Consider the following 16,539-nt stretch of genomic DNA (forward strand, 5'->3'; position numbering starts at 1 on the left):
TCGTATCCGAAATACCTCGGCCAGCGCCCACACGAATTACTTGGTCAACTTTTTAAAGAGCGTTCGGGGCTTGCCCGATCAAGGTGGCGTATTCTACATCGAATCGCTGCCTTGTCAACCGTTTATTTTGGCTCCGACCCAGGGTCGAAAAACTGCCAGTAAAATCAAACGGTTGTCTTTCAAATTCTGACCCGCCTCAGCGGCGTGTCCCTCGAAAGAGATGCGCATTCTACAGAGCCCTGAGAATGTGTCAACGAGGTTAATCAACTATTTTTACCCTGTTTCGGTTAGCACGTACGGGACTGTGCAAACCCTATACAAAATGCTCAGTTTTCACCCTGCCATCACGCAGACTGATCCTCAGACCGGCGTGACTTTCTGAACAAAGCCAAAACCGGGCCCGACAATGCATAAGCAAGAAACACGGTAAACAGAACCGTCGCCGGGTCTAGTGCAACCACCACAAAGATAAGAACCACCAGGAGAATGGCCGCAAAAGGCACCCGCCCCCGCATATCCAGATCCTTGAAGCTTTTATAGAGGATATTGCTGACCATCAGAACGCCACAGCCACCCACAACAATAATCGTCATCAGTGTCAGCCAGCTGGCCGGCTCCACAAGATGGAAGCACCATACCAACCCGGCGACACAGGCAGCGGCGGCAGGACTGGCCAGCCCGACAAAGTAGTTCTTGTCCACAGAACCAATCTGGGTATTGAAGCGTGCGAGACGTAAAGCCGCGCCAGCCACGTAAATAAAAGTAATGGCCCAACCAACCTGACCAAGATTATTCAGCGACCAGAAAAAAGCCACCAGTCCGGGCGCCACACCAAAGGCTACCATATCGGCAAGGCTGTCGTACTCCTCACCAAACTTGCTCTGGGTATTGGTGAGCCTGGCGACCCGACCATCAAGACCGTCCAGGATCATGGAGACAAAGATTGCGATGGCGGCGTTATCAAACATCCCGTTAGCGGCAGAGACGATGGCATAGAAACCGGAGAACAGTGATGCCGTAGTCAGCGCATTGGGCAGAAGATAAATCCCTTTGCGACGAACCGGAGCACCCTCAACCAGCTCTTCCTCGACGACTTCACCAGCTTCGATATCGTATTCGTGCCCCTTGAATTCATTCGTCTCCTGAGGATCGTTCTTTTTGGTCTGCTTTTTCTCGTCAGTCATTTCACTCACTCCGGAAAGCATTTAGGCGGAGTATATACGAAAAACGCGGCCACCCGGGCCGCGTTTTTCAAACCAGACCGAGGTACCGGCTCAGTTCTTCTCTTTATCCACGATCTTGTTGGCAGAGATCCAGGGCATCATGGAACGCAGTTTTTCACCAACGGTCTCGATCTGATGCTCGGCATTGATGCGGCGACGAGCTGTCATGGACGGATAGTTGCTGCTGCCTTCCTGAATGAACATCTTGGCATACTCACCAGTCTGGATGCGCTTAAGTGCATTGCGCATGGCTTCACGGGACTGCTCATTGATGATCTCGGGGCCAGTCACATACTCACCATACTCCGCATTATTGGAAATGGAGTAGTTCATGTTGGCGATGCCGCCCTCGTACATCAGGTCAACAATCAGCTTGAGCTCGTGCAGGCATTCGAAATACGCCATTTCGGGCTCGTATCCGCCGTCTACCAGCGTTTCGAAAGCCGCCTTGACCAGTTCAACAGTGCCACCACACAGAACAGCCTGCTCACCGAACAGATCGGTTTCGGTCTCGTCCTTGAAGGTGGTTTCGATGATGCCGGTACGGCCGCCGCCAATGCCGCTGGCATAGGAAAGGGCCAGATTCTTGGCGTTGCCGGACGCATCCTGGAAGATGGCAATCAGGTCAGGGATGCCGCCGCCACGGGTGAATTCGGTGCGTACGGTGTGGCCCGGTGCTTTCGGGGCGATCATGATCACATCCAGATCCTTACGCGGTACGATCTGGTTGTAGTGAATCGAAAAGCCGTGGGCAAAGGCCAGTGTAGCGCCCTGCTTCAGGTTCGGCTCGATCTCGGCATTGTACAGCTGCGCCTGGAACTCGTCCGGCGTCAGGACCATAACCACGTCAGCTGCGGCAACGGCAGACGGGACATCGCTGGTTTTCAGGCCATAGGCTTCTGCCTTGGCAATGGAAGAAGAACCCGGGCGCAGACCAACAGTCACATCAACACCGGACTCGTTCAGGTTGCACGCATGAGCGTGGCCCTGTGAACCAAAACCGATGATGGCAACTTTCTTGCCCTGGATGATGGAAAGATCGCAATCCTTATCGTAGTAAACCTGCATGTATAACCTCTATATATTGTTAATTGGCCTTTTAGTGGCCGTCATTGTACAGAATGATGTCAGCGCCTGTTACAGGCTTAATACCTTCTCGCCACGGGCAATGCCGGAAACACCGCTGCGAACGACCTCTAGTACGCCGGACGTTCCTACCGCCTGAATAAAGCCGTCCAGCTTTTCGCTGTTCCCGGCCAGTTGGACGGTATAGACGGAACTGGTTACATCCACGATCTGGCCACGGAAAATATCGACAGTGCGTTTGATCTCGGCCCGCTGGGAGCCTGTGGCCTTGAGCTTGACCAGCATCAGCTCGCGCTCGATGTGCGCCCCTTCGGTAAGATCCACCAGCTTGACCACCTCGATCAACTTGTTGAGCTGCTTGGTAATCTGCTCGATGACCTTGTCGGAACCGGAGGTGGTTACCGTCAGGCGCGACAGGGTCTCGTCCTCGGTCGGCGCCACCGTCAGGGTTTCGATGTTGTAATTGCGCTGCGAAAACAGTCCCACCACACGGGACAACGCCCCTGGTTCGTTCTCAAGCAAAACAGAAATGATTCGACGCATGATCAGACCCTCTCCGTCTTGCTGAGCCACATGTCCTTCATTGAGCCGCGCGCCACCTGCATCGGGTAGACGTGCTCAAACCGGTCGACGTAGATATCAACGAATACCAGCTGGTCTTTCATCGCCAGCACTTCTTTCAGCTTCGACTCCAGATCTTCCTTGCGGTCAATGCGGACACCAACATGGCCATAGGCTTCCGCAAGCTTGACGAAGTCCGGCAGGGACCCCATGTAAGACTCGGAATGGCGGGATTCATAGTTCATGTCCTGCCACTGCTTGACCATGCCAAGCGACTGGTTGTTCAGGTTGATGATCTTCACCGGCAGGTTGTACTGCTTACAGGTAGACAGCTCCTGGATATTCATCTGGATACTGCCCTCACCGGTAATGCAGAGCACATCATCATCCGGGTGCGTCAGTTTGACGCCCATTGCAGCCGGCAGGCCAAAGCCCATGGTGCCGAGGCCACCGGAATTGATCCAGCGATTGGGCTTATCGAACTTGTAGTACTGGGCCGCGAACATCTGGTGCTGCCCCACGTCCGAAGTCACATACGCCTCGCCATTGGTGAGCCTGCAGAGCATTTCCACCACTTCCTGCGGCTTGATCACATCCGGGCTGGTTTCATAGCGCATGCCGTGGAACGCACGCCATTCTTCAATCTGCTTCCACCAGGCAGCGATCGCATCGTCGTCCGGCTTTTCCTTGCTCTCCTTGACCAGTGTAATCATTTCATTGAGCACGGCATCGACCGGACCCACGATGGGAACATCGGCGTCAATGGTTTTGGAGATTGAAGCAGGATCAATATCGATATGAACAATCCGCGCACCCGGGCAGAACTTCTCGGTAGCGTTAGTGACACGGTCATCGAACCGCGCCCCCACACAAAGAATCAGGTCTGAATGGTGCATGGCCATATTCGATTCGTAGGTGCCATGCATTCCAAGCCAACCGAGGTGCTGCTTATCCGATGCGGGATAACAACCGATACCCATAATGGTATTGGTGATCGGGTAGCCGAGCATCCTGACCAGTTCTGTGAGCTGGCCTGAGGCTTTGCCGAGAATCACGCCACCACCGGCATAGATGATCGGGCGCTTGGCTGCCATCAGCATGTCCACGGCTTTCTTGATCTGACCGGCGTGGCCACGAATCGCCGGGTTGTACGAGCGTAACTTCACCTTTTTCGGGAACACGTACTCGTAGCGCTCGTTCGGCGTGGTCATATCCTTGGGGATGTCAACGACCACCGGGCCGGGTCGACCGGTTGCGGCGATGTAATAGGCCTTGCGAATAATTTCCGGAATTTCCTCCGGATGACGCACGCTCAGGTTGTGCTTCACAACAGGACGGGAGACGCCGATCATATCGGTCTCCTGGAACGCATCTTCACCGATCAGGGTTGATGCGACCTGACCACACAGCACCACCAGGGGAATGGAATCCATAAATGCGGTGGCAATGCCGGTAATGGTGTTGGTGGCCCCAGGACCCGAGGTAACCAGTACGGTGCCCGGCAATCCGGTAGCACGGGCGTAGCCGTCGGCCATGTGGACCGCCGCCTGCTCGTGACGCACCAGAATGTGCTTGACCTTGTCCTGCCTGAACAACGCATCATAAATATGCAGCGCTGCACCACCCGGATAGCCATATATGTATTCGATCCCCTCATCTTGCAGGGACCGGATCAGCATATCGGCGCCAGACAATAACTCCACGATGTTCTACCCTCTTCTACGAGTGAATGAGCCGGGACGCGTCCCGGTTGCCTGGATGTCCGGGCATCAAGCTTCTTGTGAAAGCTTAACCGGATATTCCGCCACACCAGCTGTAAGAGGTTGTCTCCTGGCCAGCCGCACTCCTGAGGGTTGCGGAGAACGGCCAATCAACGGGTTGCACGTAAGCAACAACCAGTCCGCGACTCGCGCGGGGCATTCAGTGTGGTAATTAAACGGGGGATACTCGCACGGGATTGCCTGCCGTATTGACCCCAGTCTTCAGGCAATCTGCAATTTTGACAGCGATGAACTCCCTGTCAATAGCGGCGGCAGTATTCTGTGTTCTTACCCGACAAAGGTCTGCCATATTTTGTGCAAGTATTTGAACCAGACTCAAGAAAGTTACCTTTACAAATGGCATGATAAACATAGGCTAGACAGAGATGGTGCTGTTTAAGGCAGTACTCCGAAAAGGCTAACGCGGAATGAGTAGAGGCATGAACAGAAAAATTCTTACCCTGGCAGTACTTCTGGTTGCAGCGCCGACAATGACTTCGGCTGCCTCCGTCTACAAATGGACCGATGAGAACGGGGTAACACACTTCGGCGACCGGCAACCGACCGGGCAACAGTCGGAGTCTGTCAGCATACGCACCGGGAAACCCTCAGCGAGCAACCGCCAGAGCCCCCAGGAACAGGTTAAAGCTCTGGAAGAACAGGAAGCCGAACAAGCCGAGCGGCAAGAAGAGAGCGCTGTGGAAGAGGCCCGACGCAAGCAACGGGAAGCCAATTGCGAAACCGCACGCAGCAACCTGAGCATCCTGCAGCGTAACAGCCGGATACGGGTGGAAGAGGATGGCGAGCAGCGTTACCTATCGGAGGAAGAAATTGCAGAGCAGCGCACGAAGTTTGAGGAAATAGCAGAAGAGAACTGCGGCGCGCCTTCCGAAGAGTAAACCGTATTCAGGGCAAGTCAGCCCCATAAAAAAAGGCGGAGCAATCTGCTCCGCCTTTTTGCTCAACACATCAAGCTCTGGAAAACTCCAGAGCGTGATCTTTCACCGTCCCGCGAATGGTATCCCCGGACTGGAAGTCGCCCTGAAGCAGCCGCTGCGACAGCGGGTTTTCGATCATCCGCTGGATCGCACGCTTCAGCGGGCGGGCGCCGTAGACCGGGTCATAGCCCACTTCCGCCAGCAACTCCATGGCGCCGTCGTCCAGCTCCAGCTTCATGTCCTGTTCTTTCAGGCGCTTGTTGAGGATCTCGATCTGGACCCTGGCAATGCCCTGAATCTGGCCCTTGGCCAGCGGATGGAACACAACCACTTCATCCACCCGGTTGATGAACTCAGGCCGGAAGTGAGTACCCACTTCCTCCATAACCGCCGACTTCATCGCCTCGTAGTTCTCCTCCCCGGCTTTCTGCTGGATGATGTCCGAACCCAGGTTAGAAGTCATCACGATGACCGTGTTGCGGAAATCCACGGTTCTGCCCTGGCCATCCGTCAGGCGGCCATCTTCAAGTACCTGTAGCAGTATGTTGAACACGTCCGGATGCGCCTTTTCAACCTCATCCAGCAACAACACCGAATAGGGGCGGCGACGCACTGCTTCAGTCAGATAGCCACCCTCTTCATACCCCACGTAGCCGGGAGGTGCCCCAATCAGCCGGGCCACGGAGTGTTTCTCCATGAACTCGGACATATCAATACGCACCATGGCTTCTTCGGTATCAAACAGGAAGGCAGCCAGCGCCTTGCAGAGCTCTGTCTTACCCACGCCCGTTGGCCCGAGGAACAGGAAGGAGCCGTTCGGACGATGAGGATCTGACAGACCCGCACGTGAACGCCTTACCGCGTTGGAAACAGCTTCCAGAGCCTCGTCCTGACCAATGACACGGTCATGCAGCGCGTCTTCCATGCGCATGAGTTTGTCGCGTTCGCCTTCCAGCATCTTTGATACCGGAATCCCGGTCCATTTGGACACCACTTCGGCGATTTCCTCATCCGTCACGCGGTTGCGGAGCAGCGTCATTTCCATCATTTCAGCCTGGCTCGCCATATCCAGCTGGCGCTCCAGCTCCGGAATCTGGCCATACTGCAACTCAGACATGCGGCCAAGATCGCCGGCACGGCGGGCATTCTCCAGGTCGATCCGGGCCTGCTCCAGCTGACTCTTGATCTTCTGGGAGCCGTGCAAAGCGGCTTTCTCAGTGTTCCAGACCTCTTCCAGGTCTGCGTATTCACGTTCGACACCGGTGATCACATCCGAAAGCTCTGAAAGCCGCTTTTTGGACGCCGCATCGGTTTCTTTCTTCAAAGCCTCTCGCTCGATCTTCAACTGGATCAGCCGCCGCTCAAGGCGATCCAGTGCTTCCGGTTTGGAGTCCATCTCCATGCGGATCTGGCTGGCCGCTTCATCCACCAGATCGATCGCCTTGTCCGGCAACTGTCGGTCCGCGATGTATCGATGAGACAGTTTGGCTGCCGCGATAATGGCGCCGTCCGTCACTTCCACACCGTGGTGAACTTCGTAACGCTCCTTGAGGCCGCGAAGGATGGCGATGGTATCTTCTTCATTGGGCTCGGAAACCAGTACTTTCTGGAAACGGCGCTCCAGAGCGGCATCCTTTTCAATATTTTCGCGGTATTCGTCCAGGGTAGTCGCACCCACACAATGCAGTTCACCCCGGGCCAGTGCGGGTTTTAGCATATTGCCCGCGTCCATGGACCCTTCGGCCTTACCAGCACCTACCACGGTGTGAATTTCGTCGATAAACAGTATGATCTGCCCTTCCTGCTTGGCCAGCTCATTGAGCACGGCTTTCAGGCGCTCTTCGAAATCACCCCGGAACTTGGCGCCCGCAATCAGGGAGCCCATATCCAGCGACAACACACGCTTGTTCTTGAGACCTTCCGGCACTTCGCCATTGACGATGCGCTGGGCAAGCCCCTCGACGATGGCGGTCTTGCCGACACCGGGCTCGCCAATAAGGACCGGGTTGTTCTTCCGGCGACGCTGAAGCACCTGGATGGTCCGGCGGATTTCATCATCACGGCCGATCACCGGGTCCAGTTTACCGGCCTCGGCTCGCTCGGTAAGGTCAATGGTATATTTGGACAAGGCCTGGCGATTCTCTTCCGCAGCAGGGTCATCAACCGACTCACCACCGCGAACTTCATCGATAGCGCTTTCCAGGGCGGATTTGTCGACACCCTGCTCACGCAGAACCCGTCCGAGGGTGCCCCGGTCTTCAAGGGCTGCCAGCAGCATCAATTCGCTGGATATGAACTGGTCCCCCCGCTTCTGGGCCAGTTTGTCAGCGATATTGAACAGACGCCCCATGTCATTGGACATCGACACGTCCCCGGCCGAGCCCTTCACTTCCGGCAGGTTCTCGATTTCCTGGGCGACAGCCTGACGGATACGGCCCGGTTCGGCACCCGCCTGTTTCAGCAACGGCTTGATGGAGCCGCCTTGTTGATCCATCAGTGCCTGCATCAGGTGCACGGGTTCGATGAAATTATGGTCCTTGCCTACCGCAAGGGACTGGGCATCCGCCAGTGCGGTCTGCAGTTTGCTGGTCAGTTTGTCGATTCTCATAGTCTGGTATTCCCCAATATCTGTCGTGCGGCCGGGAGGACGTTCCCGCCGGCGGCAATTTCTCTGCTTTGACAGTTAATGTAGGGGCGATCGGCGGGACTTCAAGCGCACACGGGCAAGAAGTGTCAGAAAATTGACGGGAATCATGAAATGAAGATCAGGCTCGCCATCCTCCCTGTTTGTCCGTCGCGGCGGTAGGAGAAGAAGCGATCACTGTCGGTTACCGTACAAAACCCGCCGCCGTAGACCTGGAGCACTCCGGCAGCAGCCAGTCGTTGTCGGGCCAGTTCGTAGATGTCAGCCAGGTAGCGCCCGGGATGCAGGGGACTGGTCGCAAAAGCCCTGCCCGCATGCGGATCATTCAGGAGAAAGGCGTCCCGTACCTCGGCGCCAACCTCGAACTGCTCGGGGCCAATGGCCGGCCCCAGCCAGGCAAGGACACCGGCGGGATTACCCAGGTGCTCCAGGGTCCGCTCCAGAACACCGTCACACAACCCACGCCAGCCAGCGTGAGCGGCGGCCACCCGGCCACTGGAGGGGTCACAGAACAATACCGGCAGACAATCCGCCGTCAATACGGCACAAACGGCTCCGGGTTGCGAGGTGACACAGGCATCAGCAGTGACCTGGCCTGGCTGCGGCAGTTCTGCCACATGGGTGCCATGGACCTGGTTCAACCAACCGAAAGACTGGGCGCCAGGTTCGGCCCATCGTCCAAGCAGGGCACGATTCTTCGTCACATCCTCGAGGTCATCACCCACATGCGTGCCAAGGTTCAGGGAATCCCAGGGTGGCTTGCTAACCCCGCCAACCCTTGTAGTGGATGCAGCATTTACCCAGGACGGTGCCGGCCAGTCGGGGACAATAAGTGGCAACTCAAAAGTCATTGCTCTCCAGATCCTTGACGTGCTTGCGAAGCGCTGCGAGCAGCGTTTCCATATCTTCGGGCAAAGGTACCTCCCAGGTCATCACTTCCCCGGTTTGGGGGTGCTGCAGTGTCAACTGCCGGGCATGGAGCGCCTGGCGCTGAAAGCCCGCCAGCACGTCCCGCAGTTCATCCGTTGTTCCTTTGGGGAGGCGAAGCCTGCCACCGTACTGTGGGTCGCCAACCAGCGGGTGTTTGACGTGGGCCATGTGGACCCGAATCTGGTGTGTGCGGCCACTTTCAAGCCTGCAACGCACGTGGGTATGGGCGGCGAAGCGCTCGATCAGGCGATAATGGGTAATCGCGGGTTTGCCGGTAGGCACCACCGCCATTTTCTTGCGCTCGCGGGGGTGGCGACCAATCGGCGCATCCACCGTGGCGCCGCCGGTCAGAGTACCTACCACGATGGCCTCGTACTCCCGCCCCATGGTACGGGTTTGCAGCTGGTCAACCAGTGATGTGTGAGCGATCAGGCTGCGCGCCACCACCATGATTCCGGAAGTGTCCTTGTCGAGACGATGAACAATGCCCGCCCTCGGCAAGTTTTCCACTTCCGGGGCATGGTTGAGCAACGCGTTAACCAGGGTGCCGTCGGCGTGCCCTGCAGCGGGATGAACAACCAGGCCTGCCGGCTTGTTGATCACCAGCAGGTGCTCGTCTTCATAGACAATATCCAGGGAAATCGATTCCGCCTGCCAGCTGACTTGCGCCTCTGGCTCGGCGTCCAGTTCCAGCTTGTCTCCCAGCATGACCTTATCGCGGGGCTTGCAGGCTTTCCCGTTCACCGTCAGCGCCCCGCTCTTGATCCAGCCCTGCAATCGTGAGCGGGAATGCTCGGGCATCAGCTCCGCCGCGGCCTGGTCGAGACGGCGGTCGCTGTGTTCCGGCGGAACAGAGAAGCTGGCGATAATACGGTTTTCAGATGACATTGAGCCCCCGGGGCCGGTGATAAGTGTTACGTTTGAGTCAGAATTTTCCAATCGACAGTGAGTGCCACTGCACAAGGGAGCAGATCCCCGTTACAATGGCCCACCATTCGAATTTTCGCCATTATACGGGATTCCGGCATGAGATCAGTTGTTCGATTACTGCTAGTGACTACCGCAGCGCTTATGATCAGTGCGTGCGCCTCCAACGAGCAGGAAGAAGTATTGCCGGAAGAAACCTATTACGAGAACGCCCGGGACGCAATGAACTCGGGCAACTTCAACGAAGCGGAACTGAACCTCGACTACCTGGAAACTTACTACCCGTTCGGTCGCTATGCGGAACAGGCCCAGCTGGACCTGATTTATGCCCGCTACCAGAATCTTGATCTGGAAGGGGCCCGTGCAGCAGCTGACCGATTCCTGCGCCTGAATCCGCAAAGTGACCACGCCGATTACGCGCTCTACATGCGCGGCCTGGCCTCCTATAATCTGGATATTGGCCTCGCGGCAAGATACTTTCCGGTTGACGTTGCCGCAAGGGACCCCGGCGAACAGCGCCAGGCATTCCGTGACTTTTCCGAGCTGCTGAACCGTTACCCATCCAGCGAATACGCCCCTGATGCCCGCCAGCGCATGATTGCCATCCGCAACCGTCTGGCCGAGCTCGAGCTCTTTGCAGCCCGCTACTACATCAGCCGCGAAGCCTATATTGCCGCCAATAACCGCGCGCGTTTTATTGTGGAGAACTACTCCACCACACCCTTTGTAGAAGAGGCGCTGATCATTTTGGCTGAGACCTTCCGCTTCATGGATCTCAAAAAGGCCTCAGCTGATGCGGTCGCCATGCTCGAAGAAAACTTCCCGGACAGCACCGCTTTTAATGAGGACGGGGAGTTTCAGCCCGATGTCCTCAAGCGCAAGGACCGTTCATTGTCCAGCGTCGTCACCTTCGGCCTGATGGGCGACGAATAATCAGTTGCCGCTCTTCCACCCGTTGGTGATGGGGTAGCGGCGGTCCTTGCCAAACCCTCGCTCGGTAATCCGCACACCAATGGGCGCCTGCCTGCGCTTGTACTCATTGATATCCACCAGGCGCACAACCCTGTCCACGTCTGCCCGGTCAAAGCCCTGGGCAACGATAGCATCCGCGCTCAGATCACGCTCTACATACAGGTTGAGTATCTGGTCGAGCACGTCGTAGCCCGGCAGGCTGTCCTCGTCTTTCTGATCCGGCGCCAGTTCCGCTGACGGTGGGCGCGTGATGACTCGCTCGGGGATAACCTGCGAAACGCTATTGCGGTACCAGGCAAGGCGGAACACGAGGGTTTTCGGAACATCCTTGAGTACATCAAAACCCCCGGCCATATCGCCGTACAACGTCGAGTACCCCACCGCCATCTCGCTTTTATTGCCGGTTGTCAGCACCATTGAGCCAAATTTGTTGGACAGGGACATCAGCAGCACCCCCCGCAATCTCGCCTGCAAATTCTCCTCGGTGGTGTCCGGTTGTGTCCCCTCAAACGGGGCGGCCAGGGTTTCCATGAACGCATCGTACATGGGCTCGATGGAGAACACGTCGTACTGCACGCCCAGGGTGGCTGCTTCCGCCTCCGCATCCTCAAGGCTCATGCTGGCTGTATAACGGAAAGGCATCATCACTGCGCGCACACGGTCGGCACCCAGGGCATCGACCGCTACCGCGAGGGTCACGGCGGAATCAATCCCCCCGGACAGACCCAGGACAACCGATCTGAAGCCATTCTTGTTGACGTAGTCCCGCACCCCCAGAACCAATGCCTTGTAGACATTCTCCTCCAGGGAGGGCTCGGCGATGGCAGGCTGTGAAACTGGCTGGCAGTGGTGCTCGAATATGAAATCCACGGGGTAAAGCCCTTCACTGAACTGGGGCGCTTCAACCGCAAGCACCCCGGAATGATCGTAGACCATTGAGCCACCGTCAAAAACGAGTTCATCCTGCCCGCCCACCAGGTTCACATAGGCAATACTGACCCGATTTTCAAAAGCCTTACGCTCGATCAACGCCTTGCGGCGGGCCTGCTTGTCAATATCGTAGGGGGACGCATTCAGGTTGATAATCAGTTTTGCACCTGCTGCGGCTGCATCCTCCACCGGACCATCGCTCCAGATGTCCTCGCACACGGTCACACCGACAGGTACTCCGTGAATGTCGACCACCAGAGTGTCTGTTCCATCAGCAAAGTAGCGCTTCTCGTCGAAGACCTGGTAGTTGGGGGGAAACTGCTTGAAGTAACGGCCGGTTATTTCGCCGCCTTCAATGATCACTGCGGCGTTGTATAACAGGGCGCCTTCCCTGATGGGGGCCCCCACGATAATCGCGGGGCCGAGCTGTCTTTCACACAGGAATTCCAGAGCCTCCGCAATGCGCACTTCCATACTCGAACGCAGTAGGAGATCTTCCGGAGGATAACCGGTCAGGCACAGTTCCGGAAACACAACCAGATCTGCCTGATGCTCCTCCTCCGCGCGCCGGGTGGCTTCAATCACCTTGCCAGTGTTGCCGGGAATATCGCCCACCAGAAAATCAAGCTGGGCCATAACCACCCTTAGCTTTCCGGGCCCCTGGCCGCCGGGTGACTGATCCTTTTGCACGGACATAACGCAGCTCCTGTAACTCATTGCCATTAAAAGGCTATTATAACCCCGCAGGGCAAAAGAATTCTCCCGGGATACCCATCGGATTATGGCAAAAACATCGATTACTGAGCTTCAACCCTACACAGACGCCCCACCCACCAGCCAGATGGGCAGGCTGTTCCGCATTTACAATCATTACAGGGTGGTTGTCAGCATTATCCTGGTGGCGCTGCTGTTCGTTGATCCGATCAATTTCGATTCCCGCTTCCGGGCTATAGATTATTACCAGGCTGGCGTCGTCAGCTACCTGGCCATCAACGGTTTCATCGCGCTGATAATGCTGGCCGGCTTTCAACCGCGAAATCGCCACATCACCATCTCGATCCTGATGGACATCCTGATTCTCCATGCGCTCTTGCTAACGAGTACCGGCATCACCAATGGCCTGGCTAACCTGGTTATTGTCTCAGTGGCGGCCGGAAATATCCTGACGCCTACCAGAATTGGCACTTTCTACGCAGCACTGGGCGCGATCTGTTCCCTTGGCATTTCAACCTGGTCAGTTATGGCATTTGGCAACTCGGCCGATGAAATTGTCCGGGCTGGATCGCTGGGCATCCTCTACTTTGCGGTGGCCTTTATCCTCCAGTACGTTTCCCGGCGCATGCTACGGAGCGAGGCGCTGGCCAGCTCTCGAGCCCAGAGCATTGCCGAATTGCAACAGATCAATCGCCAGATAATCCAGCGCATGCGCACGGGGATTCTTGTTCTGGACCGGTTTGGGCATATCCGCCTTGCCAACGCGGCGGCCGAAGAACTGCTTTTTGGCATACCCAGTGAAGAACCCGGCCAGCAACCCAGTCGGGGGCGCAGCCTGCCACAACAGCTGCGTCTGGGCCTTGAAGCCTGGCTGAAAGACCCAACCCGCAGAACCGACCCGTTTCAGTCGACACCAACCTCGCCAATGGTACAAGTGAATTTTACCCAGCTTGACCAACAGCGGGGCGACCAGATTCTGGTCTTCATTGATGACATGAGCAAGGTGACTCAGCAGGCCCAGCAGATGAAGCTGGCCTCACTGGGACGGCTGACAGCCGGCATCGCCCACGAAATCCGCAACCCGCTCGGCGCCATCAGCCACGCGTCCCAGCTCATGGGGGAATCCCCCAATCTGGATGAAGGCGATCGAAAAATGCTGGATATCATTGAGCGCCACTCCCGCCGGGTCAATGGCATTATTGAAAATGTCCTGGACCTGTCCCGGCGCCGCGCTGCCAGTTCCGATCTGATCGACGTCAGCCATTGGCTTTCAGCATTTCGTGACGATTACCTCCAGACCCAGGATAATGACCACCAGAAACCAGCTCATATCGAGTTGCGAGCAGAAGCCGACCTGCCCCAGGCCCGCTTTGATGTGAGCCAGATCGAGCAGGTTATGGTGAACCTGTGCGATAACGGGCTACGCTACAGCGAGCAGGCCACCGGCGAACGCCGGGTCGAACTCTACGCGGGCGCCACGGCTGACGGCGAGAGAACCTATGTGGATGTTCGTGACTTCGGTCCCGGTATAGCCTCGGAGCATCGGGTTTCTGTTTTTGAGCCCTTTTTCACAACTGATAAAAGCGGGACAGGCCTTGGCCTTTATCTGGCACGAGAACTGTGCGAGGCTAACCAGGCTCACCTGTCCCTGGTGGATGACAAACAGCCCGGCTGTTGTTTCCGCATTACATTTGCCCATCACGGGCGAATGATATGACCAACCCGGTATACCGGTGGTCTGAACAACGACATGGACCCGACAACAATCCAATGACCACTCACACAGCGCTGATCGTAGACGACGAACCCGACATCCGGGACCTTCTGGAAATCACACTCACCCGCATGGGCATTCACACGCTGACCGCGCCAGATATCACCAGCGCAAAGAAGCTTCTGGGTGAGCATCGGCCGCAACTCTGCCTGACCGACATGAACCTGCCGGACGGCAATGGCATCGAACTGGTGCAGTGGATCCAGCAGCACTCGCCCTGCACCCCGGTGGCTGTCATCACCGCCTACGGCAACATGGACACAGCGATCGAATCCCTCAAGGCTGGCGCTTTCGATTTCGTATCCAAGCCCGTTGAGCTGCCGCGCCTGCGGGAACTCGTCAACAGTGCCCTGAAACTTTCCGAACAGGAACCTGATGTCGACACCTCCCCCGATGAGCCGGGCTTACTGCTGGGCAACTCCGCCGAAATAAAGCGCCTGAGAAACCAGGTTCGCAAGCTGGCCCGCAGCCAGGCGCCAGTGTTTATCAGCGGCGAGTCCGGCAGCGGCAAGGAACTGGTGGCCCGCATGATTCACCTGCAGGGGCCCCGGCGCGATCACCCTTTCATCGCGGTAAACTGCGGCGCCATCCCTTCGGAGCTGATGGAGAGTGAATTCTTCGGCCACAAGAAAGGCAGCTTTACCGGAGCCGTGGACAACAAGGACGGCCTGTTCCGGTCGGCTGACGGTGGTACGCTGTTTCTCGATGAAGTCGCCGACCTGCCACTGGCCATGCAGGTAAAGCTGCTACGGGCCATTCAGGAGAAAGCTGTCCGGCCCGTGGGTGACACCAAAGAAGTGCCCGTGGATATTCGCCTGCTCAGCGCCACCCACAAGGATTTACCAGGGCTTGTTCAGGACGGGAATTTTCGCCAGGACCTGTTCTACCGCATCAACGTGATTGAGCTTCCGGTACCGGCCCTGAGAGAGAGACCCGACGACATCAGCCTGCTGGCGAACCATATTCTTGAACGCATTGCCCGCGAGTACGAATGCGAGCCCGCGTCGCTGACTCCAGACGCCATCGACCGTCTCAAAGGCCATGATTTCCCCGGCAATGTCAGGGAACTGGAAAACATTCTGGAGCGCGCCTTTACCCTCTGCGATGCCGACCTGATCGGCCCGGAGGATCTTCACATCGGCAATGGCCCGGCGCCAGCAGGGCTTTCGGGTGCAGGCAGCACAGGAATGCCCTCTACAGAGCCGGGAGCACTGACCTTACCCGAAGGCGAAATTGATCTGGAGAACTACCTGGAATCCATTGAGCGCCAGGCCATCGAGAAAGCCCTTGAGGCGACCCGCTGGAACAAGACGGCGGCAGCCAAGCGGCTGGGGATCAGTTTCCGGGCGTTGAGGTATCGGTTGAAGAAGTTGGGGATGGAGTGAAACGTAAGAGAAACCGGTCACGTTTCTAGCTAAAATGACAAACGCCTACTTGAGTTAAGGTAGAATTAGAAGCTGCGCAGGAAGCGCAATCCAATTGAACCTAATCGGATGGATCTTCAAGGATGAAAAACTCTTACATGGCGAGAGGATTCTCGCTCCTGGAATTAATAATCGTACTGAGCATTGTCGCCATAATCGCGACCTACGCCGCACCTTCTTTTGACATGCTCTTGAAAAAATCGCGCCAAAGATCAGCTCTCAGCGAGCTCATATCCCTAATAAACCTGGCGAGGAACACTGCGATCCAGGAACAGGTTCCAGTAACCCTATGCCCACTGACCACCAGCCATAAGTGTGGCTCAGACTGGAGCAGACCCTTAACCGCTTTCCGAGATCCGGGTTTCAAAAAACAAACGTCAAATCAAGGCCAGATTTTGCGGGTCGTACAATTCAATAGCTATGGCCACTTGATCGGTAAAACAGGTATTAGAAACTATTTTAGATTTCGCCCATCAGGACTCGCCGAGGAGGCCATCGGGAACATCGTTTGGTGTCCAGAGGATAATGACAACCGGTACGCCTCCCAAATAAGAATCAATATGGGCGGACGCCCTTTCGTTTCAAAAGATACTGATGGCGACGGCGTACCAGAAGACACCTATGGTCAAAATCTTGAATGCACTCAATAACTACTT

14 protein-coding genes are annotated in these 16,539 nt (G+C 56.5%); 6 read left to right on the forward strand and 8 right to left on the reverse strand.

Annotation, left to right across the window (positions count from 1 at the left end; translation table 11 throughout):
- Positions 1–190: hypothetical protein (locus tag QPL94_RS20375; RefSeq protein ID WP_285359724.1), on the forward strand; the 190-nt coding region annotated here is incomplete at its 5' end.
- Positions 191–344: 154 nt separating this feature from the next.
- On the opposite strand, the gene pssA is transcribed toward QPL94_RS20375, so the two are convergent.
- The 4 genes from pssA to QPL94_RS20395 form a co-directional block, all read right to left on the reverse strand.
- Positions 345–1,184, reverse strand: coding sequence for a CDP-diacylglycerol--serine O-phosphatidyltransferase (gene pssA / locus QPL94_RS20380; RefSeq protein WP_285359725.1), 840 nt, complete (start codon positions 1,182–1,184; stop codon positions 345–347).
- A gap of 90 nt (positions 1,185–1,274) precedes the next feature.
- Complete coding sequence (gene ilvC, locus QPL94_RS20385) at positions 1,275–2,291, reverse strand: ketol-acid reductoisomerase (RefSeq protein ID WP_137437934.1); 1,017 nt, start codon at positions 2,289–2,291, stop codon at positions 1,275–1,277.
- Positions 2,292–2,360: 69 nt separating this feature from the next.
- Positions 2,361–2,852: an acetolactate synthase small subunit gene (gene ilvN / locus QPL94_RS20390; protein ID WP_285359726.1), complete on the reverse strand. Its 492-nt coding sequence runs from the start codon at positions 2,850–2,852 to the stop codon at positions 2,361–2,363.
- 2 nt (positions 2,853–2,854) lie between these two features.
- Positions 2,855–4,573, reverse strand: a complete 1,719-nt coding sequence (locus QPL94_RS20395; RefSeq protein ID WP_285359727.1) for an acetolactate synthase 3 large subunit — start codon at positions 4,571–4,573, stop codon at positions 2,855–2,857.
- 497 nt (positions 4,574–5,070) lie between these two features.
- Between QPL94_RS20395 and QPL94_RS20400 the strand changes: the two genes are divergently transcribed.
- Positions 5,071–5,529 (forward strand): DUF4124 domain-containing protein, encoded by a 459-nt coding sequence (locus QPL94_RS20400; RefSeq protein WP_285359728.1) that lies wholly within the window; start codon positions 5,071–5,073, stop codon positions 5,527–5,529.
- Positions 5,530–5,599: 70 nt separating this feature from the next.
- Here the strand turns inward: QPL94_RS20400 and clpB are convergent, their stop codons facing one another.
- From clpB to rluD, 3 genes are all read right to left on the reverse strand, one after another.
- Positions 5,600–8,176, reverse strand: a complete 2,577-nt coding sequence (gene clpB / locus QPL94_RS20405; protein ID WP_285359729.1) for an ATP-dependent chaperone ClpB — start codon at positions 8,174–8,176, stop codon at positions 5,600–5,602.
- 143 nt (positions 8,177–8,319) lie between these two features.
- Entirely contained in the window at positions 8,320–9,063 is a 744-nt protein-coding gene (gene pgeF / locus QPL94_RS20410; protein ID WP_285359730.1) for a peptidoglycan editing factor PgeF, read from the reverse strand.
- The gene (rluD, locus tag QPL94_RS20415; protein WP_285359731.1) at positions 9,053–10,030 is read right to left on the reverse strand and encodes a 23S rRNA pseudouridine(1911/1915/1917) synthase RluD; all 978 of its coding nucleotides are present in this window, start codon (positions 10,028–10,030) and stop codon (positions 9,053–9,055) included. The genes pgeF and rluD overlap by 11 nt, the downstream gene beginning before the upstream one ends.
- A gap of 138 nt (positions 10,031–10,168) precedes the next feature.
- Between rluD and QPL94_RS20420 the strand changes: the two genes are divergently transcribed.
- Positions 10,169–11,002 (forward strand): outer membrane protein assembly factor BamD, encoded by an 834-nt coding sequence (locus QPL94_RS20420; protein ID WP_285359732.1) that lies wholly within the window; start codon positions 10,169–10,171, stop codon positions 11,000–11,002.
- Here QPL94_RS20420 and QPL94_RS20425 read toward each other — a convergent pair whose 3' ends face one another.
- Positions 11,003–12,667, reverse strand: coding sequence for an NAD+ synthase (locus QPL94_RS20425; protein ID WP_285359733.1), 1,665 nt, complete (start codon positions 12,665–12,667; stop codon positions 11,003–11,005). It lies immediately after the preceding gene.
- A gap of 85 nt (positions 12,668–12,752) precedes the next feature.
- On the opposite strand from QPL94_RS20425, the gene QPL94_RS20430 reads away from it, so the two are divergent.
- The 3 genes from QPL94_RS20430 to QPL94_RS20440 all read left to right on the forward strand — a co-directional run bounded on the left by QPL94_RS20430 (position 12,753) and on the right by QPL94_RS20440 (position 16,533).
- Positions 12,753–14,402 carry a sensor histidine kinase gene (locus QPL94_RS20430; protein WP_285359734.1) on the forward strand — a complete coding sequence of 550 codons (1,650 nt, stop codon included), beginning with the start codon at positions 12,753–12,755 and terminating at the stop codon, positions 14,400–14,402.
- Between the two features lie 53 nt (positions 14,403–14,455).
- A complete protein-coding gene (locus tag QPL94_RS20435) occupies positions 14,456–15,844 on the forward strand; it encodes a sigma-54-dependent transcriptional regulator (RefSeq protein WP_285359735.1) in 1,389 nt (462 codons plus the stop codon).
- A gap of 122 nt (positions 15,845–15,966) precedes the next feature.
- Positions 15,967–16,533: a GspH/FimT family pseudopilin gene (locus QPL94_RS20440; RefSeq protein ID WP_285359736.1), complete on the forward strand. Its 567-nt coding sequence runs from the start codon at positions 15,967–15,969 to the stop codon at positions 16,531–16,533.
- The last annotated feature ends 6 nt before the right edge of the window (positions 16,534–16,539 follow it).

The sequence above is a fragment of the Marinobacter sp. SS13-12 genome (assembly GCF_030227115.1).
Taxonomy (GTDB): Bacteria; Pseudomonadota; Gammaproteobacteria; order Pseudomonadales; family Oleiphilaceae; genus Marinobacter.

Coding starts and splice junctions, on each gene's coding strand:
- ilvN (WP_285359726.1), bottom strand. CDS start 2,852: ATGCGTCGAATCATTTCTGTTTTGCTTGAGAACGAACCAGGGGCGTTG.
- QPL94_RS20425 (WP_285359733.1), bottom strand. CDS start 12,667: ATGTCCGTGCAAAAGGATCAGTCACCCGGCGGCCAGGGGCCCGGAAAG.
- QPL94_RS20430 (WP_285359734.1), top strand. CDS start 12,753: ATGGCAAAAACATCGATTACTGAGCTTCAACCCTACACAGACGCCCCA.
- QPL94_RS20400 (WP_285359728.1), top strand. CDS start 5,071: ATGAACAGAAAAATTCTTACCCTGGCAGTACTTCTGGTTGCAGCGCCG.
- QPL94_RS20420 (WP_285359732.1), top strand. CDS start 10,169: ATGAGATCAGTTGTTCGATTACTGCTAGTGACTACCGCAGCGCTTATG.
- QPL94_RS20435 (WP_285359735.1), top strand. CDS start 14,456: ATGACCACTCACACAGCGCTGATCGTAGACGACGAACCCGACATCCGG.
- rluD (WP_285359731.1), bottom strand. CDS start 10,030: ATGTCATCTGAAAACCGTATTATCGCCAGCTTCTCTGTTCCGCCGGAA.
- pssA (WP_285359725.1), bottom strand. CDS start 1,184: ATGACTGACGAGAAAAAGCAGACCAAAAAGAACGATCCTCAGGAGACG.
- ilvC (WP_137437934.1), bottom strand. CDS start 2,291: ATGCAGGTTTACTACGATAAGGATTGCGATCTTTCCATCATCCAGGGC.
- QPL94_RS20440 (WP_285359736.1), top strand. CDS start 15,967: ATGAAAAACTCTTACATGGCGAGAGGATTCTCGCTCCTGGAATTAATA.
- pgeF (WP_285359730.1), bottom strand. CDS start 9,063: ATGACTTTTGAGTTGCCACTTATTGTCCCCGACTGGCCGGCACCGTCC.
- clpB (WP_285359729.1), bottom strand. CDS start 8,176: ATGAGAATCGACAAACTGACCAGCAAACTGCAGACCGCACTGGCGGAT.